This is a genomic window from Vibrio sp. L85 (genome assembly GCF_963871815.1).
GTDB classification, from domain to species: Bacteria; Pseudomonadota; Gammaproteobacteria; order Enterobacterales; family Vibrionaceae; genus Vibrio; species Vibrio harveyi.
Map to the genome: position 1 here is coordinate 20,295 of NZ_CAWMYL010000246.1, position 24,918 is coordinate 45,212.

Sequence of the window (24,918 nt, forward strand, 5' to 3'; positions counted from 1 at the left end):
AAAACAAGACATTCAGCCCGTTTTGAGTAAATCATCACTAAATTGAACTTCGACAAGGTAAGAACCACAGACAAAAAAAAGCCAGCACGAAGCTGGCTTCCATAGTAACTAGGACAGGTTACTATTATAGGTAGTAACGACCACCGATAGCCCATTTGTCGTCGGTTTTACGATCGTTCGCATCGTTTAGGTCGAACTGGTAACCAGCGTAGCCAACAAACTTAGGAGTGAAGTTGTATTCAGCTTGTACCGCCATCTCTTCACGAGCTGTTTCAGTTGAGCTAGCTTTAGTTGCTTTACCTTCAACCATTTCGTAGTTGATGCTTAGGTTTAGGCTGCTTGGAAGTGCGTAAGCTAGTAGCGCTTCGTACGCATCGCTCTCAACTAGACGTTGTGAACCGTTAAAGTTCATGTATTCATTTGAACCGTATACTGCAGCAACGTATAGACCTTGACCGTAAGAACCGTAAGATGCAGATACTAGGTGTGATTCAGCCGTTTCTTTCTTTGGTGCAGCAGCAGATGCAGTGATGTCACCAGTGTTGTAGGTGTAGCCTACTTTTGCCCCTAGCACTGAGTAAGTAAGAGCAAGTTGTACGCGGTCACCGTAGTTGTTACCAGAGTACTGAGTTTCGTAAATTGGGTTGCCACTACCGTCATCAACAATTACTTCATCTACGCTTGATTGATCGTTGCTACCTTGCCAACCTAGACCAAAACCAATAGAGCCCGCTTCACCTAGTTCGATAGCGTTACGGTAAGAAAGCATCTTGTCCGCACGACCTGTACCTAGGTTACCGTGATCGTCGTAGATAAAGTCGTTCGCAAACGCGATTGGCATATCAGCAACGCCAGCTACATCGTAGTATGGTGCCCACTGAGTACCACCAACTGCGCGACCATAAACATCGTGAGTAATACCGATGTAACCAAGACGAGTAGAAAACGTATTTTCACCACCATCTAGGTAGTTTAGTTGCCATTCACCGCGAGCGTCAGCAGTAAAACCGTTGCCTAAATCCTGAGTTGCTGTGAAGTTGATACGTGGAGAGTTAGAGCCAACATCAGTATCACCTTGCTCTGAACCGTTCACGTTAATAGATACGTGACCGCCAACAGAGAACGTTGTGCCATCGTTGTTGTAAAGCTCCACTGCTACTGCTTGTGTACCGAATGTTGCTGCTGCGATCGCTGCTGCTAGGAATTTTTTGTTCATTATAAAATCCATGTATTTATTCATTAGTTTATAAGTCAGTTTTATACAAAAGTAGATTGGGGCATCTTCTCCACCAATGTGCGTCACTTTTGATTAACAACTGCCAATCAATGTATTTCAGAAGTTCCCCAGAGCAGAGTGAAAAGATGTAATAAAAAAGAAAAATCGCAAACGTTTACCTTTTTTCTTTATACAAATTCTGAAAAATACACCCAAACTGGAAACAAATGCTTACATGTAACAACAAAAAATCCAGCTAAATCATTGTTAAAACAAACAATGAAAATTCAAACATGAAATCTTGAATTACAATTCGAGAAGAAAAAAATGATTAGGATCTTTTTTAAAAATATGTCGTTCGGTAGTCATTAGAAAAACATAAAAAAACATAAAACCCCCTTTTTCTCTTATTTTCATAAATAAGAAAGCATTCATACATTTGAAATAAATATGCAAACAAATCATAACTTAATAGAAATCTATCTTTAATTTTCTCGGTTTACCTTAGCGTCATCAATACATCGAGCAAGAAAGCTCATCGATTACAACTAGGGTAATAAGAAAATGAAAAAGGCAGCACTAACTACTGCAGTGTTAACAGCATTGGTATCAGCACCATCTTTTGCGGCGACAGTTTACAAAGATGGCGGCACTGAATTGAAGGTTGGCGGTCGCGTCGAGTTTCGTGGTGACTTTATTGGTTCAGGCGGTGCTGAAGTAGACGGTTCTATGGAAGATAAGTCACGTGCGCGTCTAAACCTAAAAGGTAAGGCTGACATCGGTAACGGTCTGTCTGCATTTGGTGTTTACGAAGCGGAACAAAAAACCGGTAAGAGCGAATTTAAAAACCGCTACATGTACGCTGGAGTAAGTGCAGATGCAGGTAGCTTCTCTGTAGGTCGTCAAGACATGGCTGCCGTTATCATCTCAGACATGACGGATATCACCGAGTTTTCTGGCGTTCAGCAAGTCATTGACTCATCTTCGGATAAGCAAGATAGCGTTTTCGCTTACCGTGATGAATTCGATGCTCTACAAGTTCAAGCCACTTACCAAGCTAACTCCGAGGATAGCCAAGATAAATACGGCATTTCTGGTCTTTACTCTCTACCAATCGGTCTTGACCTAGGTCTTGCATACTCAGGCGGTGATGTAGACAAAGACAATTCAGAAGACCAAATCCTTGGTGGTATCGCTTACTCACTGGATAACCTCTACCTTGCAGGTACGTACTCACAAGGTGCACTGACAGATTCTGAAGACTTTACCGCTTATGAGTTAGTTGCAAGCTACAAGATCGCAAGTAAGTTTACCGTCGCTGGTCTTTACACTTTCCAAGAAAACGATCCAAATGGCGCTGCAAAGTACGATGCAGTTGAAGGTTTTGAGCTTGTGGGATACTACAAACTGAATAGCAACTTCCGCACTTACCTTTCTTACTACATGAACCAACTTGATGAAGCGAAAGACGCGGAAGGTAAAGTAACCGAAGGCGAAGATACACTTCGTCTTGGCGTACGCTACGACTTCTAACTGCGGCTTCTGCCCAAGCCAGCATCGCAGCAAGTTTTTGACCGGCACTTCGTGTCGGTCATTTTCTATTTATTGAGATAAGACCGACAGCTTTTCTACTTAAACCTAACTGCCCTCTTTTAATGCATTTACTCCCGAAGTTAGTGCAATTCCTCTAGTAGCCGTTAGACACGCCCTTCTCACCCTTTAAAAATCAACACGTTAAAAGTTGGCACACTAGCTGCAATATTAAAAACGAGCAAATGCATGGCAGCGTTTGTGCTTCTCGTTCTTTGTACCTACTTCGGTAGGCACGTCCTTTGAATTGGTAATGTCGCCTCCCTCTGGGAGGCATTTTTTTATTGGCTACCCCAACATTAGAACGTATGATCCTATCTATTGTTTAAAACCGGAAATATCCAATTGAATCATCATCCTGTCCAAGGAGCATCTTGGATGCTTACCGCAGGCTTGGCTTTTGCCATCGTTAATAGCTTTGCTCAAATCGCAAGTATTCACTTTGGTGTGTCATCCACGACATTTGCACTCTTCCAATACGCTATCGCCTTTTTCGCTATCTTGCCGTATCTGCGAACATTAGGAATTCGTCAGTCTCTACGTACTAACCACTTTGGGTGGCATGCATTGCGCATCTTCTTGGCGGTTATCGGTATCCAGCTTTGGTTATGGGCTCTCGCTTATCCGGTTCCTATCTGGCAAGGCATCGCTTTGCTTATGACTTCACCGTTGTTTGCAACGGTAGGTTCAGGTTTAATTCTGAAGGAAAAAGTAGGTGTTGCTCGTTGGATCGCGACGCTTACTGGCTTTATTGGCGCAATGATCATTCTTGAGCCTTGGTCAGACTCTTTTACCTGGGCAACGTTACTGCCTGTCGGCGCGGCTTTTTTCTGGGCATCTTATTCTTTAATGGTGAAAAAGCTGTCGGTGAACGATCCACCATCAACCATGGTGGTTTACTTACTGCTCTTGATCACGCCCTTTAACATTTTGCTGGCGGCACCTACATTTGCAATGCCTGAAGGCTGGAACATTTGGGGAACCTTAATCGCCGCAGGCGTACTTACGGCACTAGCCCAGTGGGCAGTAGTCAAAGCTTACGCTGTCGCTGATGCATCGTTTGTACAACCATTCGACCACGCGAAACTGCCCTTAAATGTCTTTGCAGGCTGGCTAGTATTCAACTGGGTGCCACCAGGTCGACTATGGCTTGGTGCTGCAATCATTATCGGCTCCATTGCTTTCATTACTCATTGGGAAGCGAAAAAAAGAAAGTAATTTGAAAGAAATTTCTCGGTTTTGAGTTCTATATTTTCAGGAAAGGAAATGAGGAGCATCTTATGACACAGCCAATCAAAATTACATTGTATCGTTGGGCCGGCAGTTGGGGACCATTCAAAGTCAATATCCCATGCGGGGAATGTACATTAACCAAAGATATTCTTGCTGACACATTTGAAAATGAATTAGCAGATGTGCCAGTCGAGCTAGAAGTGAAAGATTGGTTGTCTCATTGGTGGGAGCCATTAAAACTTGGAGCATGGCATGCCCCTATCCTAGTCGTTGAAGGCAAAGTCGTCAGCCAAGGGGAAGCGCTAAACCGAGGCGTGCTTGTTCAATCTGTCATTGCTGAATGGACCAAGCGAGATCAGCTTAAAGGCAACATCGTTTACGGTAAGGCGACATGCCCTTACTGTGTTAAAGCGAAAAAGTTGCTTGATGAAGCTGGCGTTGACTACAAATATCACGATGTAGTGAAAGACAGCGCAGCCCTATATCGTATGATCCCTGAAGTGAAAGCCATCATTGGTGAAAAAACACCAGTGACCGTGCCACAAATATGGTTAGACGGTAAGTACATTGGAGGCGCGGATAATCTGGAAAAGTGGTTGGCTGAGAAAGGATTAGATAGCGTGCCAGATAACGTTGTCGAGATCCCAAGTCAAACGGCCTAAATATATCGATTGAGATACCTAGAGCGAAAATGCAAAAAGCCCCGATATGACATCGGGGCTTTTCTTATTAATTCGCTAGTTTTTTCATTACGCGAGCAAACATAGAAGGCTTTTTCTTCTTCGCTTTACCGTAAAGCGCTTTGTGCATCGCGTCTTTAGCCATCATTTGACCAAAGTAAACACCACCAAGTTCGTAACCCATGACCTTCTCCTAAGAAGCAATTAACTGGTTTATGTTGTAATTTTACACCACAAAAACCATAAAACAAGATATAAGTCACATTTATTTTGTAATTTAATTACAAGAATTTTTATCCTAGCGAATAAGAAACGTAATTAACGTTTAGGTTGCTGGTATGTTTTACCTGCTGCTTTGTAGGTGTCTTTCGGTTTAATTTCAAAGAAAGTCTCGAAGAACCAAGCCGCAAACTTGATCAGGTGGTCACCTTCATTCATTACATGCTCAACGAACTCTTTCTCTTCACCAGACTCATCTGCTTGAACCGTAATGTGGTAAATACGTTTTTCACCTTCTACTTCAGCAAGACCGAATTGACCTGTTAGCGATTCAGCAGCCTGAGCGACTTCTTCTTCCTCAGATGCTTTTAATAGCTCTAGCGCTTGAGGTAGGTTTTCTTGTTGACCGATTTCTTTCAGTAGAGCTTCAAATTCGTTTTGTTGCATGATTTCACCTAACAATGAACGGGTGTTGTCGATATGCCACTATTAACCAAGTGTAGATAACGACACAATAATTGGTTGCGCATTTTAGAGAGGACAACATGCCCTTGCAACCACATTCAACTAAGAATGCTCTGGTTGGACTAAACCACCAGAAGGGGTACGGAACTGTCCAGCCACCAGCACCAAACAAGAAATCACAGCAATCGAAATATAAAAGACGCCGAGTTGATGTTGAGTTGTTACCCAAGTTTCTACCAAATAGCCGCCAAATAGCCCTGCTAAACACATCTGAATAGAACCCGACAATGCAGATACCGCACCTGCCTGTTGTTTATGAGGCGATAGCAGTAAACTGATCGAAACAGGGAAAGACATGCCTTGCGCGAAGCTCAAACACGTAAAGGCTATGAGCAAAGATGTCGCTGTAAACGGCAATATAAGAAGCATCACTCCTGAAAAGGCAACAGTGACAAAACTCATCAAAAGGATCTGTTGCTCTTTGTATCGAGCATTGATGATGTTGAGAACTAAACTCCCCATCAATAAACCTGCCGAAGGCACAATCATCAAGGTACCGTAATCGGCAGCAGTGAGACCAAGCTCTTGTTGCATTAAGAACGGATAGAGCGACAGTGTCACCAAAGCTGATAAGTAACTCAACCAGTTGTAGCTTGCGCTGCCTATTACTTGTTTGTTGGTCAACAACTCAAAGTAATTGCGCATCACACGCTTTGGCTCAAAGCGGCGTTTGGGGTATGGCAACGTTTCATGCAGCACAATAAAGCCAAGGGTAAAGATCGCCGTAAGATAAATAAGAACGAAGACAAAAACCGCATGCCAACTAATGTGATAAGCAATCCATCCACCAAACAAAGGCGCAACAATCGGCATCACAGAAGCAGTCACCGAGATGTATGACAACGCCTTTGTGAGCTGCGCTCCATCATAGCTATCTCGCAACACAGAGCGCCCAAGAACAGAGGCACTCCCAGCCCCAAGACCTTGTAGTAGACGTCCGGTCTCAAGTGCAAAAATGTGGTCCGCAAAGGCAATACAGATGATGGTTCCGACGAGATACACACTTTGTCCCAAGATAAATACAGGACGGCGACCAATTGCGTCGGATAAAGGGCCATAAATTAGCTGTGAGACACCAAATCCGACAAGAAACAGCGTAACCAAGTTTTGAATCGTATGCTGAGGAAGATTCAAATCGTGACCAATCAAAGGCAAAGAGGGAAGATAGATACTGACGCCTACTTGACCAGTCGCGATAATCATCATCGCCAACAATAATGGTGTTTTACGCAATATACCCTCCTTACATCATGACAGTTTCACGACAGACAGTGTATATTTGATACTCAAAGATGATAATAAACCAAAATGGAAAGGGATTATTTCCCCTGAGGATGGAATAAGATGGATTGGATTCAGAGCGTTAATAGCTATATTCGCGTAGTCGAGGAAGGTAGCTTTAACGCAGCAGCGAGAAAACTCAACACCACCAGCTCCGCCATCAGTAAACGTATCCAATGGTTAGAGGACAAGATTGGTGTTCAATTATTAAAGCGAACCACTCGCTCGATCAGCCAAACTGAAGCAGGCGCTTTGTTTTATGAACGAGCCAAAGTCCAACTCGACTCTTGGCAATCCGTTTTAGATGAAACCCGCTCTGTTAACCAATCACCAGCAGGACTACTTAAAATTGGTGCGACTTTGGCGGTAGGCTCTAAGTTTTTAGTACATTATCTTGATGATTTTCTTGAAAAATACCCTGATATTAAACTTCAGCTGATCACCACGCTACCAGGTCAGATACCAGAACTTAGCCTAGATTTGTTTATCAGCCGTGAGTTGGAGCAACTCAATTCCCTCAGCTTTAAAGCCAGCCCATTGTTCGAGCACAAAGCTCAGTTTTATGCTGCGCCAAGTTATCTAGAGAAACACGGTACACCAAAAACAATCGAAGAATTGTCGCAGCATAACGTTTTAATCTGGGGTGAGAAACCAGTACGAGAAATCAAGACCAATCGTGGAAAACGTGTCAGCCTATCGGGAAATTTCGCCACGACGAACCCAGAAGCCCTCTTCCATGGTGCTAAACGAGGCATGGGAATCTTGCTGTCTAATAACGTGATGATCAAAGAAGACCTAAAATCCGGCGCTTTAGTACCCATTCTTCCGGAAGTGACCGCTGATGAAGCGACTGTATATGCCTACTACCCAAAGCTGGACTATCAACACACCCGAACTCAACTGTTTCTCGACTATCTAAAAACGCGCTTAGAAGAAGAGAAACGTGCCTAAACTTTTGACTCTCTGGTGCTTCAAGTACTAGAGAGTAACTAGCCTTCTCCAAAGCGACTACCACTTTGATGAGAGTTAGCTCCCCTAGCACCTCACCCTATGGTTGAAAATCACCAATAAAACGTATCTTGAGTTTGAAAAATCACCTGAAGTAAACAATAGTTAACGTGATGCATATCGATTAAATGAGAAAAGATCGTGTAATAAAGCCAACACAAACACGATATGGGTAAACACAACGTCGGGTGAAATGTTCAATGGATCATGAACAAAAAAGTATCCAGTTACTTGATGAAATTCTAAAGCTCAATGGTAGCGCACTACTCGACAGAGTAACGCTTGAGCTCCATCAGCAATTTCAAAGCTACTGTACTTGCGTAGTTGAGATAGCACACCTACAACATTGTGCGGTGACACTTTCCAACTCTAGTGGCGGAACCATCGCAGACAGCATGTGTTACGGATTAGAAGGCACTCCTTGTGAGCAAGTCGCACAAGACATTGGCGAACTCATCTTCTATCAAGATGAAGTTTACAAGCTATTTCCTGAAGACCAAATGTTTCAGGACGCTGGCATTCAAGCGTATATCGGACTTCCTTTAAAAACACATACAGGTGAAGTGTTAGGCATCTTAGTGTCAACATTTACTCACTCCATCAGTGAAGCTGAAGCCGAAGAAATCATCTTCCATCACCGTTTTTATGCAAACATCATCATCCATAGTTTGCGAGAAAAGTGGATCAGTGAACGCTCAGACAAACTTCTCAACCAACTCAGTTACGAAGTCTCTCATGACAATCTAACAGGGCTGCTCAATCGCAGTTGTTTAGCTGATACGTTGGAGACCTTAACTCAGCAGGCAACTCGCCCTTTTAGTCTTGCGTATCTAGATATCGACAACTTTAAATCCATCAATGACATCAACGGTAACTACATCGGTGACCAAATCATTAAGTTCACTGCAAATGCGATTCAACAAAGCTTAACCTCGCCCAACAATGCGTTTCGAGTCGCAGGTGACGAGTTTGCTTTTATTACCTATGACGAAGATCCTGTTAGCGTCTGCCAAGAAATCCTCGATAAAATCGAAGCAGGCTATTCAGACAAATCCAATCGTATTTCTTTCACTGTCAGTATCGGGATCGCGAGAGCGCCTGTGCATATGCTGAATAGTGATGACTTAATACTGAATGCGAGCCTTGCGCTAAAAGACTGTAAAAAACGCCGAGATACCCGTATTCAACATTACGACACCCACTTAAGTGCACTTTACCATCGCCAGACACAACTGATTGAAGCACTGCGTGAGCAGCTTCGTTTAAGCATTGATGAAAATGAAGAGCTTTATGTCGTAGTCCAGCCAATTGTTGACATCACCAGTGACCGTTGGGACTACTTTGAAATCCTCGCGCGTTGGAACAGCAGCGTTTATGGCAACGTCTCGCCAGTGGAATTTATTGAAGCCGCCGAACAATCGGGGTTAATCATTGAGTTAGGCGAGCGCATCGTGGAACTCGCCTGCCGCGCAAAACAAAACTTAGAACGACAACTGGGTTACACCGTCAAGCTTTCAATTAACTGTTCAGCTCATGAACTTATTGATTCTAATCGCTACATGAACTTCCTTACTCGGATTCTAGAAAAATACCATCACCAAGCTACAGACTTTGTTATCGAGCTTACAGAGACAGTCTTGCTGTCACAAAGTGGTCGAGAACAGATGGTATTGAATTCGTTACGCTATCTAGGCTTTAAGGTCGCATTAGATGATTTCGGCACAGGCTACTCAAGCTTAAACTACATTCACAACTACCCTATCGATAGCATCAAAATCGACGCGACATTTGTACGCAACATGCTCTCAAATACGACGTCAGAACAAGTCGTTTTGTTGATCGCTCAACTGGCTCAGTTGCTTGAGGTTGATCTTATTGCTGAGGGGGTTGAGGATGACAGAGCCTTGCAAAAGCTCATTGAAATGGGTTGCCACCATATTCAAGGTTATTTTTATTCGAGACCACACAATGTTGACGAGCTAATTGGCATCATCAACGAAAAGCAGATGAAAAGCGCATAAAAAAGACCAAACAATGTTTGGTCTTTTTTGTGATTTATAAAACGGCTTGTTCTTTGTCTTTAAGCAGTTTGTCCATCTCGTCTCGAGTAGCAATAAAGCTCGCCATTTCCTTTTTAGGCACAGAGCTTGCCATCGGGATCTTCGCTCGCATTGCATTAACAGGACGACCGTATTCGATCAATTCGTAGTGAAGGTGCGGACCTGTTACACGTCCCGTTTTACCCGATAAGCCAATACGTTGACCACGAGAAACTTTCTGACCTTTCTTCACTAGGATCTTACTTAGGTGCAGATAGCGCGTCTTGTACTTACTGCCGTGCTCAATCACTACGTAGTTACCCGCATATGGGTGTTTACGTGTCATGATAACCGTGCCATCCCCCGTTGCTTCTACTGGTGTACCGATAGGCACAGCCCAGTCAGTACCGTTATGAGGTGCAACTCGACCCGTTACAGGATGAAGACGTTTCGGGTTAAAGCCTGAGCTGATACGCCAGCCTCGACTAACAGGGTAACGTTGGAAGGCACGCTGTAGGCTCTCACCTTTCGCATTATAGAATTGACCGTCGGTATGAAGATAAGCAGTCACTTCACGACCACGGTTGTAGATCTTAATTGCTTCGATTTCGTTCTTGCCAGTCGGCACGCCATCAATACTTTGAGAACGACGAACAACTTCGAATCGGTCACCTGCGCGTAAGTCTTTACCGAAGTTAACCTGCTCTTTTAGTAGGTTCACTACTTGGCTGATTTCCGCTGAGCTCAAGCCCAAACGATTTGCTGATGACGAGAAACTACCATGAATCACGCCAACTAAAGGTTCTTGATGCCAAACACCTGGGATTGAGATGTCCGAGAAATCGTAGCTGCCATCAGCATTACGACGATAAACGACTTTGTCGGCGATAGAAAATTGAAGCTCCATCTTTTCCAATTCACCCGTCGACTCATCACGCCAAAAACGCAATGTGTTGCCGGGTTTTAAAGTATCAAGAGCAAGGAAGTTCAAATCCGTCTCCATCACTTTCATCAACGAACTGTAGCCGAAGCCCAGTTGGCTAAAAATGGAGCTCAGGTTGTCACCTGCTTGGATTTGGTATTCAAAATTTGGGGGAGAGACAACTTCTGCTGTTGTTGCCTCAAGAATATTTTCTACAACTCGCGATTCAGGCAAGTTAAGGGCGATGGTTTTAGTAAGGGAAGACTCTTTGAGAGAGTTAGAAACACCAATCGCAACTAATACTGGCAAGGAGTACAACAGTAGCGCTTTACGACTTGTCAGATTCGGCAACCGTCTTGTTGTAATTTCATTTGTAGACACGGGAATTACTATCTCCTTTATAACAAGGCTCATAGCTTATGCATTCCCGCATAAGAAATCACTATGAAATTACGAGATCTAGCGCAGAAAACACTTATTTTTTACAGAAGACAAAAAAATTCATTACTGTTGCATATGTAAGTTATTACCTACACGTTTAAGAGTGGTTGTAATCAATTGATTTGGTTGTTCTGCCATCGCTTGATCTTCTCCATGTTGAAGATATGAAAGCGAAATTTGTGTATCGCTGTTCCATTTCAATGAAGACATCTTGATTCGATCACCAATGAAAACGCTGTTAAGCAATACAACACGGCTTGGTACAGCATCAAACTTAAATAAACCGATGTAGTAAAACGCCCCAGAACCTTGTGTTGTCACGATCACAGGAGCCACAATCCAAGGGGTCTCACTTACGTTACGCTGCGCAATAAACTCGGTAGGTACCAGTACCTCGCCTTTTGTTGCACCGGCATCATACTGACCTTTTAAAAAGCCATGCTCTTTATCCCACTCATCAAGAAAAGTCACCGCACCCTGCTCTGGAACTTGAACAGTCCACGGATTTCGTGACTGAATACCCAGCACTTCCGCTACGATTGAATTAGATTGTGCCTGCGCTTGAGGAAACTTTGCCATGATCTCATCATCAGAAAGGCTAAACCGGTAAATGCCCGCAATAATAACCACAGCTAACAGTACGATTGGGATCAGGAGAATGAGGGGAATAGGTAGGATTCTCTTACGAGTCATGAAGACTTCCTTGTGTTCTTGTTCTCTGAATTATGTTCGGAGTATATACCATTTATAGAGCGAAGACCGCTCTGCCTATCCGTTCATTTTGACTCAAGTGTTTCAAAATTAAACTAAACTGTTTGGTGGGCAACCAATAGGTAATAACGATGACAAAAATCACCCACACATGCGAGTGTGCCTGTGGCTTAGTCCAACTGCGTTGCACGGCGGAGCCCATTCGCACTTCTATTTGCCACTGTTTCGAATGTCAAAAGCGCACGGGGAGTGTGTTTGGTGTTCAAGCTCGGTTTCACAAAGACCAAGTAATATTAGATGGCGATACCACCAGTTATACTCGTATCGCCGATTCAGGAAATCAAGTGCATTACGAATTTTGCCCGGCATGCGGTACAACAATGCGCTTACTGCTTTCAGACGCCCCAGACTACGTGGTGATCCCAATAGGATTGTTTAACAATAAAGAGTTTCCACAACCCACTATTTCCATTTATGAGCAAAGAAAACAGGGATGGGTCAGCTTTGATTGCACCATGGAACACGTTAGATAAATATTTGTTATGCAGAATTTGAACTCTCTCAACATTTGAGTTTGCTCAACAATAGTTGAGACTTTATTGAGAATGATCAACCAAGTAATCGCGTAAGTACTTTCGTTCCGCGCCACGAGCGCTATAATCTGCTCCTAACATTTGGTGAGGCTTTATTGTGATTTCCAGACTTCCTCGTTGGGTGGAATATGGCGCTTTTCTGCTTGCTCTTCTCGCAGGCTGCGTCAATGCCGTGGGTCTTCTCGGCTTTCAACATCAAGCGATAACGCATCTTTCCGGAACCGTAACTCAGCTAGGGAACAGCTTGCTAACAGGTGTGGATACAACCATTCACCTGCTCCTTATTGTATTTAGCTTTTTGATTGGCTCTGCATTTAGTGGATTCTTTATCGAAAGCAGCGCGCTCAAGCTTGGTCGTCGCTATGGTGTAGCTCTTTGCATAGAGGGTAGCCTGCTGTTGCTCAGCTTGGGCTTTCTGGTACAAGGTAATGTTTATGGTCAATACCTTGCCTCTGCCGCTTGTGGCTTACAAAATGCGATGATCACAACATTCAGCGGAGCTGTCGTCCGAACCACTCACATGACCGGTATTATTACTGACCTCGGTATTATGATTGGAGAGAGCTTGCGAGGACGTCAGTTTGACCGACGTAAAGCCAAGCTGTTTATCTTTATCTTCCTTGGCTTCTTATTAGGCGGTACAGCTGGTGCAGGTTTATTTAACGTTTACGAGCTGTACGCATTAGCCTTCCCGGCTCTGTTAGCTTTTATAATTGCCATTGCATACTGGAGTTACCTCTACTTGCAGAGCCGCAACCAAACCGTCTAGTTTTTAATGACGGTTTAAGCATTCGACTTAAACCGTCTTATCTCTCTTGTCACTCGGTTAGCCTATAAACCCTATCTACTGGCAGAAAACGCTGTCATTGGCTTGAGATCCCAATCACATTTGCTAGGCTTTTTATTGCTCTAGTCACACTGTACCCCTTAACACTCTGCACTGAGCAGCTTACGTGCTACAATTTTCTAACACGAGCAACAAATTCATATACAAGATTCTAGGTTTAGTACTTTTAGCCGAAAAAACGGCTGAATAACTAGATGTATTTAATGAATAGTATTGCAATGGATGCAGTTTGCGGGTAATCTCCGCACACTGTGATTAAATACGGATGTTTAGTGAATATTTATGTCATGGAATATGGCGAGTATTGACTGGTAGTAACATGAGACAAACAATGCATAACAACACTAATGCTGCTGAAGCGCCTAAGGGCAACTTTTGGATGTTCTTCATCCCATCCCTAATCGGTCTTCTACTTTTCATGGCACCAATCTCTTACGATGGTGGTCTGACAATCCCTGTCGCGGTAATGGCAAAAGTCATTCCTGCAGTTCTTGGCGATACTTTAATTGCTATCGTAACCGCTATTGTTGCTTTCATGGCGCTAGCTTCTGTTCTTTGCAAAATTTTCAAGCCAGCAGCAATCCTACGTAACGGTTTCTTGAACGGTCTATTTAATCCGTCTCCACTTTGGTTGTTGGTTCGCCTAATTGGTGGTGCAGCGGTGCTGATGACGTTCTTCCAAGTGGGTCCAAAAGCAATTTGGGAAGAAAACACAGGCGGTCTTGTTCTTACTGGTCTGCTACCAACGCTATTCGCGGTATTTATTTTCGCAGGTCTATTGCTGCCTTTATTACTTAATTTTGGTCTATTAGAACTGTTCGGTGCCCTACTAAGTAAAGTAATGCGCCCAGTCTTCAACTTGCCAGGTCGTAGCGCGATCGACTGTATGGCTTCTTGGTTGGGTGATGGTAGTGTGGGTATCCTACTAACCAGTAAACAATACGAAAACAACTTCTACACTCAACGTGAAGCTGCGGTTGTAGGTACGACTTTCTCAGCAGTATCGATTACCTTTAGTTTGGTTGTCCTTGCTCAGGTTCAACTAGAGCACCTATTCCTGCCTTTCTACGGCGCAATCTGTCTAGCTGGCGTTATTGCAGCAATTATCATCCCTCGCCTACCACCATTGAGCCTAAAGAAAGACCGTTACATGGATGGCAGCGAACCGAAAAAAGATGCGGACGCAGTACCTGCTGGTCACACGACTTTTTCTTGGGGTATGGATCTTGCGCTAAAACGCGCTGGTCAAGTGACTTCTGTACAGTCGGTATTTAAAGAAGGCGTACATAACGCAATCGACATGGTGTTTGGCGTACTTCCTGTGGTTATGGGCCTTGGTACCGTGGCATTAATCATTGCAGAATACACGTCTGTATTTGAGATCCTAGGTCAACCATTTATCCCTTACCTAGAGTTGCTACAGATCCCTGAGGCAGCAGCAGCGTCTCAAACTATCGTTGTTGGTTTTGCAGATATGTTTATCCCAGCAATCCTAGCGGCATCTATCGATAACGAAATGACTCGCTTTGTAATTGCAGCAATGTCAGTAACTCAGCTTATCTACATGTCAGAAGTGGGCGCTCTGCTTCTAGGTAGTAAGATTCCAGTGAACATCGTAGAACTGTTCGTAATCTTCATTCTACGCACGCTGATTACGCTACCAGTCATTGCAGGTGTAGCTCATCTTATTTTCTAAATTTGATGCAATTAATAAAGGCTCCGCTCTGTCGGGGCCTTTTTTGTATTTGTAACATCAGTTTGTTTTCTTAGCTCATATTTACCATATTCTTTGGTTCTACCCTCGCTTTCTTTACGTCTCATTTTTGATACAAAACTTATAAATATCATTTCAAATTCATCTATTTAAATTAGTTAGACACCCAAGATAAGACTTGTTTCTATAAGGCTCAGTGATACCATTCTTATGTTTTTAACAGTTTAATGACGAAGTCCAACAATTCAGATCAAAGTCACAACTTTTAAATTCATCTAGGCTTTTTATCCCGTTTCGACAATAAAAGCCGTAAATAGCCTTCAGGTTTCTGATAAATCTGTCGATAAACAAAATAACAAACACAATTCTGTGTTCACATCTGCCGAAATCACCCAGGGAAGAAGAGGTGAAAGCAGAGTAAACCAGCCGGGAGACTCGAGAGGGAAAAGTATGAAATTCAGACATAAGGTTGTAACTGCCTCTTCTATTTTACTGCTTGTTACTGTGGCATTGCTGTCGACACAACAGGTTATGACTATCCGTTCGCAGATCGAAGAAAACATTGATACGAGTGTGAACGAAATTCTCTCCAGTGTGGGGAACACTGTAGAGTCCGAAATGAACGCGAAGAAAGATCTTGCTCAATCAATGACCGAGATCTTGGAAATTAATCCAAGCGATCACGATTACGTAAAAGATGTACTAGAAAAGCCAATGCCAAAATCAAGCTTCTTGGCAATCGGGTACGCATACGACCACGATGGTTCCTTAATCGAAAACGATGACGGCTGGGAAGCTGGTGCCGACTATGATCCTCGTGTTCGCCCTTGGTTTGTCTCTGCAAAAGCACAGGGCAAACTTATCGTCACTGACCCTTATGTTGATGTCTCTTCTAAGAAGGTCATTATTTCTATCGGTACGCCAGTTCGCGAAGCTGGTCGATTCCTAGCAGCGATGTTCTACGATATGGAGCTGACCACCCTTTCTGACTTGGTAAACCAAGTCAATCTATTTGATGCCGGCTACCTCTTCCTCGTTACTGCAGACGGCACGACGATTGCTCACCCAGAAGCGAAATACAATGGTGAGAAGCTATCGAGCTACTTGCCACAAGTCGAGATCAAACCTGGCGCTCAACACATTGAGATTAACGGCAACAAATATATGGCGAGCCTGTCGCACATTGCGGGTGAAAATTGGTATGTAGGCGCGCTTGTCGACGAAAGCATTGCGTATTCTGCAGTAGGTAAGCTGCGTAATAGTGCAATCATCTACTCATTGATTGCCGTGATTGCCTCTATCATCGCACTGACTATCCTCATCCGTACCTTGATGCGCCCTCTTGATGAGCTAAACACAGCAATCCAAGCCGTCGCATCAGGCAAAGGCGATTTAACGCAGCGTTTGGACACCAATACCGATCAAGAATTCTCAGAACTAGCAAAAGGTTTCAATACCTTTATGGAGAACTTGCAGCACCAGATCATCGAATCGAAGAGTATCTCTGATCAGATCCTCAGCGGAACGCAAATTACTGCTGAAGGTGCACGTGACTCTGCGTCTGCGATTCAGACTCAACTTCAAGAGCTAGAACAACTTGCAACAGCTATGCACGAAATGTCAGTAACAGCAACCGAAGTAGCTAACAACGCACAAGGCGCAGCAAGTGCAGCGAAAGAAGCGGATGAAGCAACCATGCAAGGCTCTTCTATCGTAAATGAGTCGACAGAAACGATTAACCTACTTTCTGACAGCATCGATCAAGCGGTTGAAGAAGTTCAAGGTTTAGAGTCTGCGACAGCTAACATTGAGACTATTCTTAAAGTTATCAACGATATTGCAGACCAAACGAACCTACTTGCACTGAATGCGGCAATCGAAGCGGCGCGTGCAGGTGAATCTGGTCGTGGCTTCGCAGTGGTAGCCGATGAAGTACGTACTCTTGCACAACGTACTCAAGAGTCTACGACCGAAATTCGCAGCATGATTGAGCAATTGCAATCAGGCGCATCTTCTGTTGCTAGCGCAATGCACCAAAGCAAAGGTAGCGCAGTAGAAGCGGTAGAAAAAGCAGGACACGCAAATGACGCTCTACAACGCATCCGCGATGCAATTCAACGTATCTCGGACATGAACTTGCAGATTGCTTCGGCAGCTGAAGAGCAAAGCTTGGTAGCAGAAGAGATCAACAACAACACGGTCAACATCAAAGATCTATCGACTCAAGTTGCTGACTCTGCAAACCGCACCAACGATGCAATGCAAGCGCAGAATGAAGACGTTCGTAAACAAGACGAAATCCTTAACCGCTTTACGGTGTAACACTTCTCTTACTTACAAATGCAAAACAGCGAGCACAGTGCTCGCTGTTTTTTTATCGATTACAACACCACATGAACATAACGATCTTTTGAACGCTTGTAATAGTGCTCATCCACCTTCAGGTAGGTAAAGTTCCCAATCTGGATATACGTACTGCGCGGTGGAATACGCTTGTAGTGATAATAATAATGTTTTGGTCGTTTGTGTTTCACCACGACGACCTTTTTATGCTTGTGTTTATGTTTATGGTGATGATGACCGTGTTTATTATGATGATGCTTTGGATGCGCGGAAACATCAGCGCTGAACACTCCTAACGAAAGCATCATTCCAATCATGGTAAGAGAAAGTCGCTTCGACACTCAATTCCCTTTTTCTTAATAACTTGGGCGTTATGATAAAAAGAGAGGCAATCGCTCTTGTCAGGCGCTAGCGAGACAATTTCATCCCATGGTCAAATATCATCACGATTTATCAAGCCAAGGCCAATCCGATAAGAGTTACAGATGTATCACTCGCCAAAAGGTATAAAAAAGCCGTTTACCCCACGAGGCAAACGGCTTTTTAAAATTTGAGTCGCTTAAGCGTCAATCAATCAGTGGATACTACACCGCTTGTGCAAACAACAGGAAACAACCAAATAGGAAGATCACGCTCATGCCCATCGCACCGCCACCTGCTTCGTACACATTGTCATCATCCACAGGCACACGACGTACTTTCATCGTCATTGATAGTGGGACAAAAACTGCTAAGAACACGAGGATAATACCTGCGTAGCTTAGGATTGCGAGAAAGTGTTCTGGAGCAAACACGGCACCAAGCAGCGGTAGGATGAACGTTGTCACAAATACCACAGGCTTGCTAGCTTTAAGAAGGTCCGCATTTTGGTCATACAACGCCATTGCTACACCCAAGAAAGACGTTAGAAGCGCCAGACCAGTGAACATCGATAGAATGAATTCTAGACCCGAGTATTGTTGACCAAGCACAGAGATCAACTCAGATACGTTAGAGAATTGAATAAGCTCGTGTGGAGGTAGGTTACCCACGACTGCAAACAACCAAAGTAGGTAGCACACAAGAGGAATCGTAGAGCCAACAATGATCATGTTGCGCAGTTGATTCTTACTTGCTTCTTTGTTGTAGGTCACCAAAGAAGGAATCACCACCATAAAGCCGAAGCTGGTGAATAGAACTGAGCTCTGTTTGATCAATGCCATTTTGTCTGCATTTACCACTTCACTTAGACCTTCAAACGACACATTTGGCGCAAGAGAGAATAGCGTTAGAATGAGCGCGACAATCATACCGATGAACAAGCCACGGTTTAGCTTATCCACCACACCAGTACCCGCTGATACGATAAGACCAACCAGCACAGTAAAGCCAACTTGGCTAGAAATCGTAGAAAGTGGTAGTCCCATTGACGTGGTGACTTTTTGTACCAAGTCACCCGCACCAATAATGTAAGCCATTAGCAGACAAACAAGTAGTGCATACAAAAGACCATTAGTAACAAGCTGACCACCTTTACCAAGGGTTTCGCGAGCGATTGCATTCATGCTGACACCACCACCTACTTTGCAGCTTGCTTCTAATAGAAGAAGTGCAGCGTAAGTTGTACCTGCCCAAATGAACAGCATAAGGAGAGTGCCCCAAAGAAGGCCAAATTGAGCAAGCACCATTGGTATGGCAAGCATACCAGCGCCAAGAGCAGTACCTGCTACGATCAGGGAGCTGCCGACAAGTTTTAGGTTCACGGTTAATACCTCTAAATTTAATCCGTTTTATTGTGACTTATCGTACTTTGGTTCGAAGTACGATCTACGGAAACGCCCTACCTTACAGCCCCAGAACTCAGCGCGAAGCCGGAATTCAGGATGCAAAAAGCCTAGACTCAAGACGGATCTATCCTGTCTGAGCATATAAAGGGTGTAGGGAATCATTTCCGGGCAGAGTTCGATTAACGGAACGTCTCACTTTGGGTTCGAAGCAAAATCAGCGCATCCTTTTTCGTCAATCCCATTCTCTGCTGAATGGATTTGGTTCGAAAGGATTGTAAGGCATAAATAGGACGATTGAAAAGCAAAAGCTCCATCTTATAGCCATATATTTTAACAACTATCAGTTGATGCAACAGATATGTTGTAAAACCGCCGTTTATTTAGCCTTTTGTCGTTATAAAGAATAGAAAGTGAGCGATGGCACTCAATTTTTGAGGTGTACATGAAAATGTACACTTTGTTGGAAGGTGTTAGAAACCCGGAACATAGCCTAGATTCAGCAATATCGTTATTATTCGCTCCGTACCGACATGTTTCGGTTCACATACCTCTAAACACTGATTTACGGTTCGAAAATATAGGTAAATGAGTGTTCCGAATGCTGGGTTTGGTTCCCCAGCATTTGTATCCTTTCGTTAATTATTCCAAGTGCTTTTATTTCACACAAACGCCGTTGTGGGATTTCGCTCGTCCGTATTTTGTTAAACGAACCAAACCTTCAACGCATTACATCTCCTTGTCTAGCGCATCAATAATGTATGTCAGCACAGCAATCCCCAAATCAGCAACCGAACGTTCCATCAAACTCAAGTGTTCATATGATTGAACCAACTCCTGTTGTTCAATATCACTGCGATGTAAAAACAGCTCTTTATAGTTCATCAATCGCTTTTGGGATTCTCGCGTTAGCCAAGTAACATCTAATCTTGTATCCCGGCTACGATTGCGAATTTCATCAAGAAGTTGATCTAAAATGCGTTGCATTTTGCGAATATTAACTTCGCCAGAAATTGTTTTATAAAACTGATATTTTTCCATTTTCTGAAACTGACTGAATTCACGTTATTTTTTTGTGGAACGTCATTCTTATCACTATATCCATTCGGGTAAATATGGGGTGGTTAAACTGGTCCGGTTATTGCGTGCTTCAGGACAAAACTGTCCACTAAGGAGGAGCGATGCAAGTAGACCCGTTGATTGAAGTTCTGATTAGGCGACGCAAAATGAAAGGCGTGTCACGCGAACGAATGGCAAAAATTGCCGGAATGAGTGAAAAGACGTATCAGCGAATAGAGCGAGGCGAATCTGATTTAAAACTCTCACAATACCGTTCAATTTTGCGTGCATTAAACCTGACCGATTTAGACATCGCATTGGATGCAAGAGGTGTTGATTACATTTCTGCAGAAGACGTTGCGTCTGCGGCAAGATTACTTCCCCCGGAAGCACAATCTATGCTGACCAAGCTTATCTTCTTAGTGCTAGAGCAAAAAACTAAGACATCCCAAAAGTAGTGCTCTAGACGCATGAATCAAACACAGTTATGGTGAGCTAAACTTAAAGATTAGCGCTTCGATACTCCAAATTATGGGGGAATGTACTATGAGAAGCATCTGGGTAATCGCCACCACCCTACTCTGCTTGGTTGGGTCAACAAACCTTTCTGCACAGTCACAGGTGAAACCAGCAGTAAAACCGATAACTCAACCGGGTAACAAACACGATTTACGCCCAGTAAACCGCCCTTACCGTCCCATTAAGCCACCGCACCATTACCGTCCGCCTTACTACCGACCACCCTACTATCATCGACCTCATTATGTCGTGAGACCACCTCGTTATCATTCGTCGTTTATCTATGTAAGACCGGGATATTGGTATCCACCTTATCGTGGACGTTACTATTATTATCACAGTGATTTAGTAGACATTGCGATCTTTGCTGTCTTCGCTGGTATTACTTATGCCATTGTTCAAGATTCCTATTACCGTCGTGATGGTGTCCGCTATGTGTACGTTCGTTATCCACCAAGTGGTAACTACACCATATTGCGCGATGACCGTGTGATAACGTCATCGACGACCAATGATGCTCCGCCTTCAAGGCAGATCGTTTCGCCATCATTAAGCTCAAACACAGCAAGAGTGAGTCCAATACCACCAGCGCCAAAGCCTGAGCCAAGCCCCTATAAACTTGGTGAAATCGTAGACTCGCTGCCTCACACTAAAGAAACTGTCGTCGTTAACGGGCAAAGTTATTTCAAATATAAAAATACTTGGTTTGCACCACTCAGAGCCGAGCGCAAATTTGTTGTGGTAGAGCCACCGTTGTAGTGCTTTTTGTTTCATCCTAAACAAACAAAACCCGCACGCTGCGGGTTTATGTCTCTTAGCCGATAACCATTTGGATCAGTCGCTTCTCAATACAGCGCTTCGAACTCTGGAATTTTCGCCTTGCCCCTCAGCAGTAAGAAGTTCAAGAACCGGCTCGTTGATGTAGTGAGTATTTTCTCTTCTTCAACACCATGTTTTTCCAGCAAAGCAATGGCCAACTCTAACTTGGAAATCTCTTCACTGAAGTGAGCATCCGATCCTGTGGTGAAGTAAACGCCAATTTCTTTACCTAGCTCCACAATACGGTCACAGCGACTATCACTGCCCTTACGGCTTTTACCTGTCAAAGACGTATTGTTTACTTCTACCGCGACATTGTGCTCTTTTGCACAACGCAGAACCTGCTCCATATCGAATGGGTAATTCGGGTTACCTAAGTGACCGAGAACATCCACTCTGCCACTTTTGATTGCATTAATCAGAGCGGCGGTATGCTCAACTTCCGTTGTGGGCTTAAACACGGGTTCATGAAAGCTCGCTATCACCCAATCAAGATGTTGATCAGAAGAAGGCGGTAAATCGATCTCCCCCTTCACATTAAGCGTGTTGGCTTCGACGCCACGAAGAATACCAACCTCATGCAAAAAGCGGGGCAAAATTCTTTGATTATTGAAATGCCAGTAGTGAGGGGCGCCTGGCATCTCAGGAGCATGATCGGTGGTACAAAGAAGTTTTAGCCCCTTATTCTTGGCAGCCAACGCATTCTCTAAAATTGTGCTATAAGCGTGTCCACTGGCAATAGTATGGGTGTGGCTATCAATCACGATATCCATGGTAACCTCCTGAGATTGTGGACGAACTATCGAATTTCGAACGAGCCGTTTTGATTAAGGAACAAAGATAAGTCAGCAGGAACCGAATGATTCAGAACTTTATCAACGTTGACTGCATCAGAACGTAAATAGAACTCCAATGCCGCTTCTGGGTCTGTACCGCCGCGGATTTTACGATTGACCAAACGATCTTGTAGAAACTCCGCTTGGGTATCAATAAACACCGTAAAATCTGCCAAACGATGCAGTTCTTTCCATACTGGTTCATCAAGCAGCAGCCAGTTACCTTCAACAACGACAATGTTGCGATTAACTTGAATGGCATCATCAACTGGGTCATGTAAGTTGCGGTCGTAGTAAGGCCACTTACTGTCTTTCACTTTCAGTTGTTTCAGCTTGTCGATAAGCTCCGTGAGATTGAACGTCTCGTAAGAGCCTTTAATGCTGCGCAGTGGAACACGTTCACCATTACGCTCAATGGTGTTGCTGTCGAGGATTTCATTCGGGTAGTGAAAACCATCAAAAGGCAGAACCTGAAGTGGCTCTTGGTTTTCATCTTGTTCTGATAAATATTCCCAAAAGGCTGCTAGCGTAGACTTTCCACTCCCCGGAGGGGCGCACAAGAACACAACAATACGCTCCTGCTTCTCGTGATAAAGGCGGGTAAACTTTTCGATAAGAGGTTGATGGATTCGCTTTACGTCGGCTTCAGGAAAGGTAGCTTCGGTCTCAAAACCACTGACGTTTAAATTCACTTTCATGGTGAACCCTTATTGATTTATCTCCCCTTCGATTCTTTCTATCAACATTTCGCACGACAGCTTTAATACTGTTTTGATGAGCGCTTCGTATCTCATTTGCGAAAAGGACTCAAACGAAGAGAACTTAAGCTGATTGATCGACTCAAGATAAAAGCTGTCTTGCTGGGAAGAGAGTACTGATTGGTTTTTGATGAAGTCGTAAATCACGTCATCGGCAAATTCGACCTTTTCCGACTGAGTGACCGCGAACTCCAACACCTGATCGTACAACCCAATGTCAGCGTAAGTTTCCAGTGAGATCTTGCCCATTGCAAACATCAACTTAGACACCACATCGGTTGTTGCTAACGGACCATCTTCTTTCAATAAAGGATCCACAGCATACTCCTTCACGAGGTCGTCTTGAACGAACACTTTCGGAAGCAGTGCTTTTAACTTGAGGTTAATTATTTTGTTAGAAACCTGAAGAAACGCAGTGGCATTTTCGCACTCGTCCAGCTTCTCCAGTAATTCATCTTCACGTGACAACGTCTTATGACCTCTCCATTATGTGGCAGCACAGAGGCTACCACACAAATTCGTTGCAACTAAACCGTTAAGCTCACGTCATAAAACTCAAGTAACGCTTTTTCTGCATGAGCATTCCACACATAGTTGTTTGCGTTCAAAATTGCGTCTAATTCGACGAAGAACGGGTCTTGGTCTGCCAACGATAAAAAGTCATCAATCGCGGTCAACGGCAGGTCAATATGCGGGTAAATCAACTTCTTACCACCCGGAATATCCAACTGATTCAAAATCGTATGTGGCGCAGCTTGCAGACCACCAACGTGTGTGATCATGAACGATGGATTGATCTTACCTTGTGAAGACAAGTCGATAGACTCCACCATGTCGCCAGTTGAGCCACCAGACGTGCCCACAATATGCGTTGACTCGTAATGCACATTGTAGAAGTTAAACGGTACTTTAAATTTCTTATCGGTAGGTCCTGCGAAGAAGTTCAAGCAGCCGTCGTTACCCAACAGCTCGTCGGCTTGCTCTAATACTTGCGATACTGCTGCGTATACCATCACGTCATCGTAGCCTTTGCCGTCGTTAAGCGCTTTCAAATAAGTGACAGGATCATCAACTTGGGCTGTATTCACGTAATGCAGCTCAACGCCTTGCTCTTTTGCTTTCTCAACCGGAATTAAGCACTCTGCTCGGTCTAAACGTGCGGCGTCGATGTCCGTCACCACGATCAATTTTGGCTTCACTGGTCCGTTAATCGCGTAATCAATCGCGCCAATCCCCATTGGACCAGCACAAGCTAACAGCGCTAACGCCCCCCCCTCTTTGATGCCCATATCGTGCTCGTACACGTATTGTTTAGTGTGGTAACTAGCATGGTAAGCACCGATGATGCATGACATTGGCTCAGCCAAAGACGCATCTGCAAAGTAGTCACCGTGGTAAGGCAAAACGCAACCTAAGTCGATAGCGATTTTAGGAATGATGGAATACGTTGCGTTGCCGCCAAAAGTCTCATAGCTGTAGCCTGCCGAGTAACCAGTAGGCAAACCCATTGCAGGTTGCAGAACAAAGTAATCGCCTGCTCTGTATTGGTCTTTTAGGTTCTCACCGACTTCAACAATCACACCGGCGTACTCATGGCCCGTCATCACCGGCACTTCATCAATGTTCTCAGGTACGCGTTTGTGTTTGCTGCCTAGCAATGCCGCTTTGTAAGTGGAAAGGCAGATGCTGTTTGAAATGTTTTTAACCAGAAGTTCATCGGCTGAAATGTTTGGCAAATCAAAAGTTCTTAGTTGAACGTCTTTCTCGCCACAGATAACTGCTGCCGTTGTTTGTACCATGAT

At 44.0% G+C, this 24,918-nt stretch carries 24 protein-coding genes; 11 read left to right on the top strand and 13 right to left on the bottom strand.

What is annotated here, in order from left to right; translation table 11 throughout:
- Positions 1 to 124: 124 nt before the first annotated feature.
- On the bottom strand, positions 125 to 1,216 hold the full coding sequence (locus AACR11_RS26940) for a porin (RefSeq protein ID WP_009702400.1): 1,092 nt from the start codon (positions 1,214 to 1,216) through the stop codon (positions 125 to 127).
- 564 nt (positions 1,217 to 1,780) lie between these two features.
- Here AACR11_RS26940 and AACR11_RS26945 point away from each other — a divergent pair.
- From AACR11_RS26945 to AACR11_RS26955, 3 genes are all read left to right on the top strand, one after another.
- Positions 1,781 to 2,749 (top strand): porin, encoded by a 969-nt coding sequence (locus AACR11_RS26945; protein ID WP_029788573.1) that lies wholly within the window; start codon positions 1,781 to 1,783, stop codon positions 2,747 to 2,749.
- Between the two features lie 435 nt (positions 2,750 to 3,184).
- Entirely contained in the window at positions 3,185 to 4,024 is an 840-nt protein-coding gene (locus AACR11_RS26950; protein ID WP_029788574.1) for a DMT family transporter, read from the top strand.
- Between the two features lie 62 nt (positions 4,025 to 4,086).
- Positions 4,087 to 4,701, top strand: coding sequence for a glutaredoxin domain-containing protein (locus AACR11_RS26955; protein ID WP_005452412.1), 615 nt, complete (start codon positions 4,087 to 4,089; stop codon positions 4,699 to 4,701).
- A 67-nt stretch (positions 4,702 to 4,768) separates the two neighbouring features.
- Here AACR11_RS26955 and AACR11_RS26960 read toward each other — a convergent pair whose 3' ends face one another.
- From AACR11_RS26960 to AACR11_RS26970, 3 genes are all read right to left on the bottom strand, one after another.
- The gene (locus tag AACR11_RS26960; RefSeq protein WP_005452414.1) at positions 4,769 to 4,903 is read right to left on the bottom strand and encodes a hypothetical protein; all 135 of its coding nucleotides are present in this window, start codon (positions 4,901 to 4,903) and stop codon (positions 4,769 to 4,771) included.
- A 134-nt stretch (positions 4,904 to 5,037) separates the two neighbouring features.
- Positions 5,038 to 5,385, bottom strand: a complete 348-nt coding sequence (locus AACR11_RS26965) for a hypothetical protein (protein WP_005452418.1) — start codon at positions 5,383 to 5,385, stop codon at positions 5,038 to 5,040.
- 120 nt (positions 5,386 to 5,505) lie between these two features.
- Entirely contained in the window at positions 5,506 to 6,696 is a 1,191-nt protein-coding gene (locus AACR11_RS26970; RefSeq protein ID WP_079325280.1) for a multidrug effflux MFS transporter, read from the bottom strand.
- 111 nt (positions 6,697 to 6,807) lie between these two features.
- On the opposite strand from AACR11_RS26970, the gene AACR11_RS26975 reads away from it, so the two are divergent.
- Entirely contained in the window at positions 6,808 to 7,695 is an 888-nt protein-coding gene (locus tag AACR11_RS26975; protein ID WP_017190772.1) for a LysR family transcriptional regulator, read from the top strand.
- Positions 7,696 to 7,952: 257 nt separating this feature from the next.
- A complete protein-coding gene (locus tag AACR11_RS26980) occupies positions 7,953 to 9,773 on the top strand; it encodes a putative bifunctional diguanylate cyclase/phosphodiesterase (RefSeq protein WP_005452427.1) in 1,821 nt (606 codons plus the stop codon).
- Between the two features lie 34 nt (positions 9,774 to 9,807).
- On the opposite strand, the gene AACR11_RS26985 is transcribed toward AACR11_RS26980, so the two are convergent.
- Entirely contained in the window at positions 9,808 to 11,094 is a 1,287-nt protein-coding gene (locus tag AACR11_RS26985) for a peptidoglycan DD-metalloendopeptidase family protein (RefSeq protein WP_005452428.1), read from the bottom strand.
- A 123-nt stretch (positions 11,095 to 11,217) separates the two neighbouring features.
- The gene (locus tag AACR11_RS26990; RefSeq protein ID WP_005452429.1) at positions 11,218 to 11,847 is read right to left on the bottom strand and encodes a hypothetical protein; all 630 of its coding nucleotides are present in this window, start codon (positions 11,845 to 11,847) and stop codon (positions 11,218 to 11,220) included.
- Positions 11,848 to 11,996: 149 nt separating this feature from the next.
- On the opposite strand from AACR11_RS26990, the gene AACR11_RS26995 reads away from it, so the two are divergent.
- The 4 genes from AACR11_RS26995 to AACR11_RS27010 all read left to right on the top strand — a co-directional run bounded on the left by AACR11_RS26995 (position 11,997) and on the right by AACR11_RS27010 (position 17,341).
- Positions 11,997 to 12,398, top strand: coding sequence for a GFA family protein (locus tag AACR11_RS26995; protein ID WP_029788578.1), 402 nt, complete (start codon positions 11,997 to 11,999; stop codon positions 12,396 to 12,398).
- 157 nt (positions 12,399 to 12,555) lie between these two features.
- Positions 12,556 to 13,227: a YoaK family protein gene (locus AACR11_RS27000; protein ID WP_005452432.1), complete on the top strand. Its 672-nt coding sequence runs from the start codon at positions 12,556 to 12,558 to the stop codon at positions 13,225 to 13,227.
- Positions 13,228 to 13,636: 409 nt separating this feature from the next.
- Positions 13,637 to 15,001, top strand: a complete 1,365-nt coding sequence (locus AACR11_RS27005; RefSeq protein WP_005452434.1) for a YjiH family protein — start codon at positions 13,637 to 13,639, stop codon at positions 14,999 to 15,001.
- Between the two features lie 468 nt (positions 15,002 to 15,469).
- Positions 15,470 to 17,341 carry a methyl-accepting chemotaxis protein gene (locus tag AACR11_RS27010; RefSeq protein ID WP_009696385.1) on the top strand — a complete coding sequence of 624 codons (1,872 nt, stop codon included), beginning with the start codon at positions 15,470 to 15,472 and terminating at the stop codon, positions 17,339 to 17,341.
- A 59-nt stretch (positions 17,342 to 17,400) separates the two neighbouring features.
- On the opposite strand, the gene AACR11_RS27015 is transcribed toward AACR11_RS27010, so the two are convergent.
- The 3 genes from AACR11_RS27015 to AACR11_RS27025 all read right to left on the bottom strand — a co-directional run bounded on the left by AACR11_RS27015 (position 17,401) and on the right by AACR11_RS27025 (position 20,166).
- Positions 17,401 to 17,703 (bottom strand): hypothetical protein, encoded by a 303-nt coding sequence (locus AACR11_RS27015; RefSeq protein ID WP_079325282.1) that lies wholly within the window; start codon positions 17,701 to 17,703, stop codon positions 17,401 to 17,403.
- Positions 17,704 to 17,946: 243 nt separating this feature from the next.
- A complete protein-coding gene (locus AACR11_RS27020; protein WP_005452440.1) occupies positions 17,947 to 19,104 on the bottom strand; it encodes an amino acid permease in 1,158 nt (385 codons plus the stop codon).
- 750 nt (positions 19,105 to 19,854) lie between these two features.
- On the bottom strand, positions 19,855 to 20,166 hold the full coding sequence (locus AACR11_RS27025) for a hypothetical protein (RefSeq protein WP_029788580.1): 312 nt from the start codon (positions 20,164 to 20,166) through the stop codon (positions 19,855 to 19,857).
- Between the two features lie 140 nt (positions 20,167 to 20,306).
- Here AACR11_RS27025 and AACR11_RS27030 point away from each other — a divergent pair, with 140 nt between their 5' ends.
- Both AACR11_RS27030 and AACR11_RS27035 read left to right on the top strand, forming a co-directional pair.
- Positions 20,307 to 20,642, top strand: coding sequence for a helix-turn-helix domain-containing protein (locus AACR11_RS27030; protein ID WP_029788581.1), 336 nt, complete (start codon positions 20,307 to 20,309; stop codon positions 20,640 to 20,642).
- Between the two features lie 88 nt (positions 20,643 to 20,730).
- Positions 20,731 to 21,462, top strand: coding sequence for a hypothetical protein (locus AACR11_RS27035; RefSeq protein WP_029788582.1), 732 nt, complete (start codon positions 20,731 to 20,733; stop codon positions 21,460 to 21,462).
- 86 nt (positions 21,463 to 21,548) lie between these two features.
- Here AACR11_RS27035 and AACR11_RS27040 read toward each other — a convergent pair whose 3' ends face one another.
- From AACR11_RS27040 to AACR11_RS27055, 4 genes are read right to left on the bottom strand one after another with little or no spacing between them, the layout of a single operon-like run.
- Positions 21,549 to 22,295, bottom strand: a complete 747-nt coding sequence (locus tag AACR11_RS27040) for a phosphatase (protein ID WP_029788583.1) — start codon at positions 22,293 to 22,295, stop codon at positions 21,549 to 21,551.
- A gap of 26 nt (positions 22,296 to 22,321) precedes the next feature.
- Positions 22,322 to 23,056 carry a nucleoside/nucleotide kinase family protein gene (locus AACR11_RS27045; protein WP_005452446.1) on the bottom strand — a complete coding sequence of 245 codons (735 nt, stop codon included), beginning with the start codon at positions 23,054 to 23,056 and terminating at the stop codon, positions 22,322 to 22,324.
- Positions 23,057 to 23,065: 9 nt separating this feature from the next.
- Positions 23,066 to 23,584: an MltR family transcriptional regulator gene (locus AACR11_RS27050; RefSeq protein WP_029788584.1), complete on the bottom strand. Its 519-nt coding sequence runs from the start codon at positions 23,582 to 23,584 to the stop codon at positions 23,066 to 23,068.
- 59 nt (positions 23,585 to 23,643) lie between these two features.
- Positions 23,644 to 24,915, bottom strand: a complete 1,272-nt coding sequence (locus AACR11_RS27055; protein ID WP_005452448.1) for a zinc-binding dehydrogenase — start codon at positions 24,913 to 24,915, stop codon at positions 23,644 to 23,646.
- Between the last annotated feature and the right edge of the window lie 3 nt (positions 24,916 to 24,918).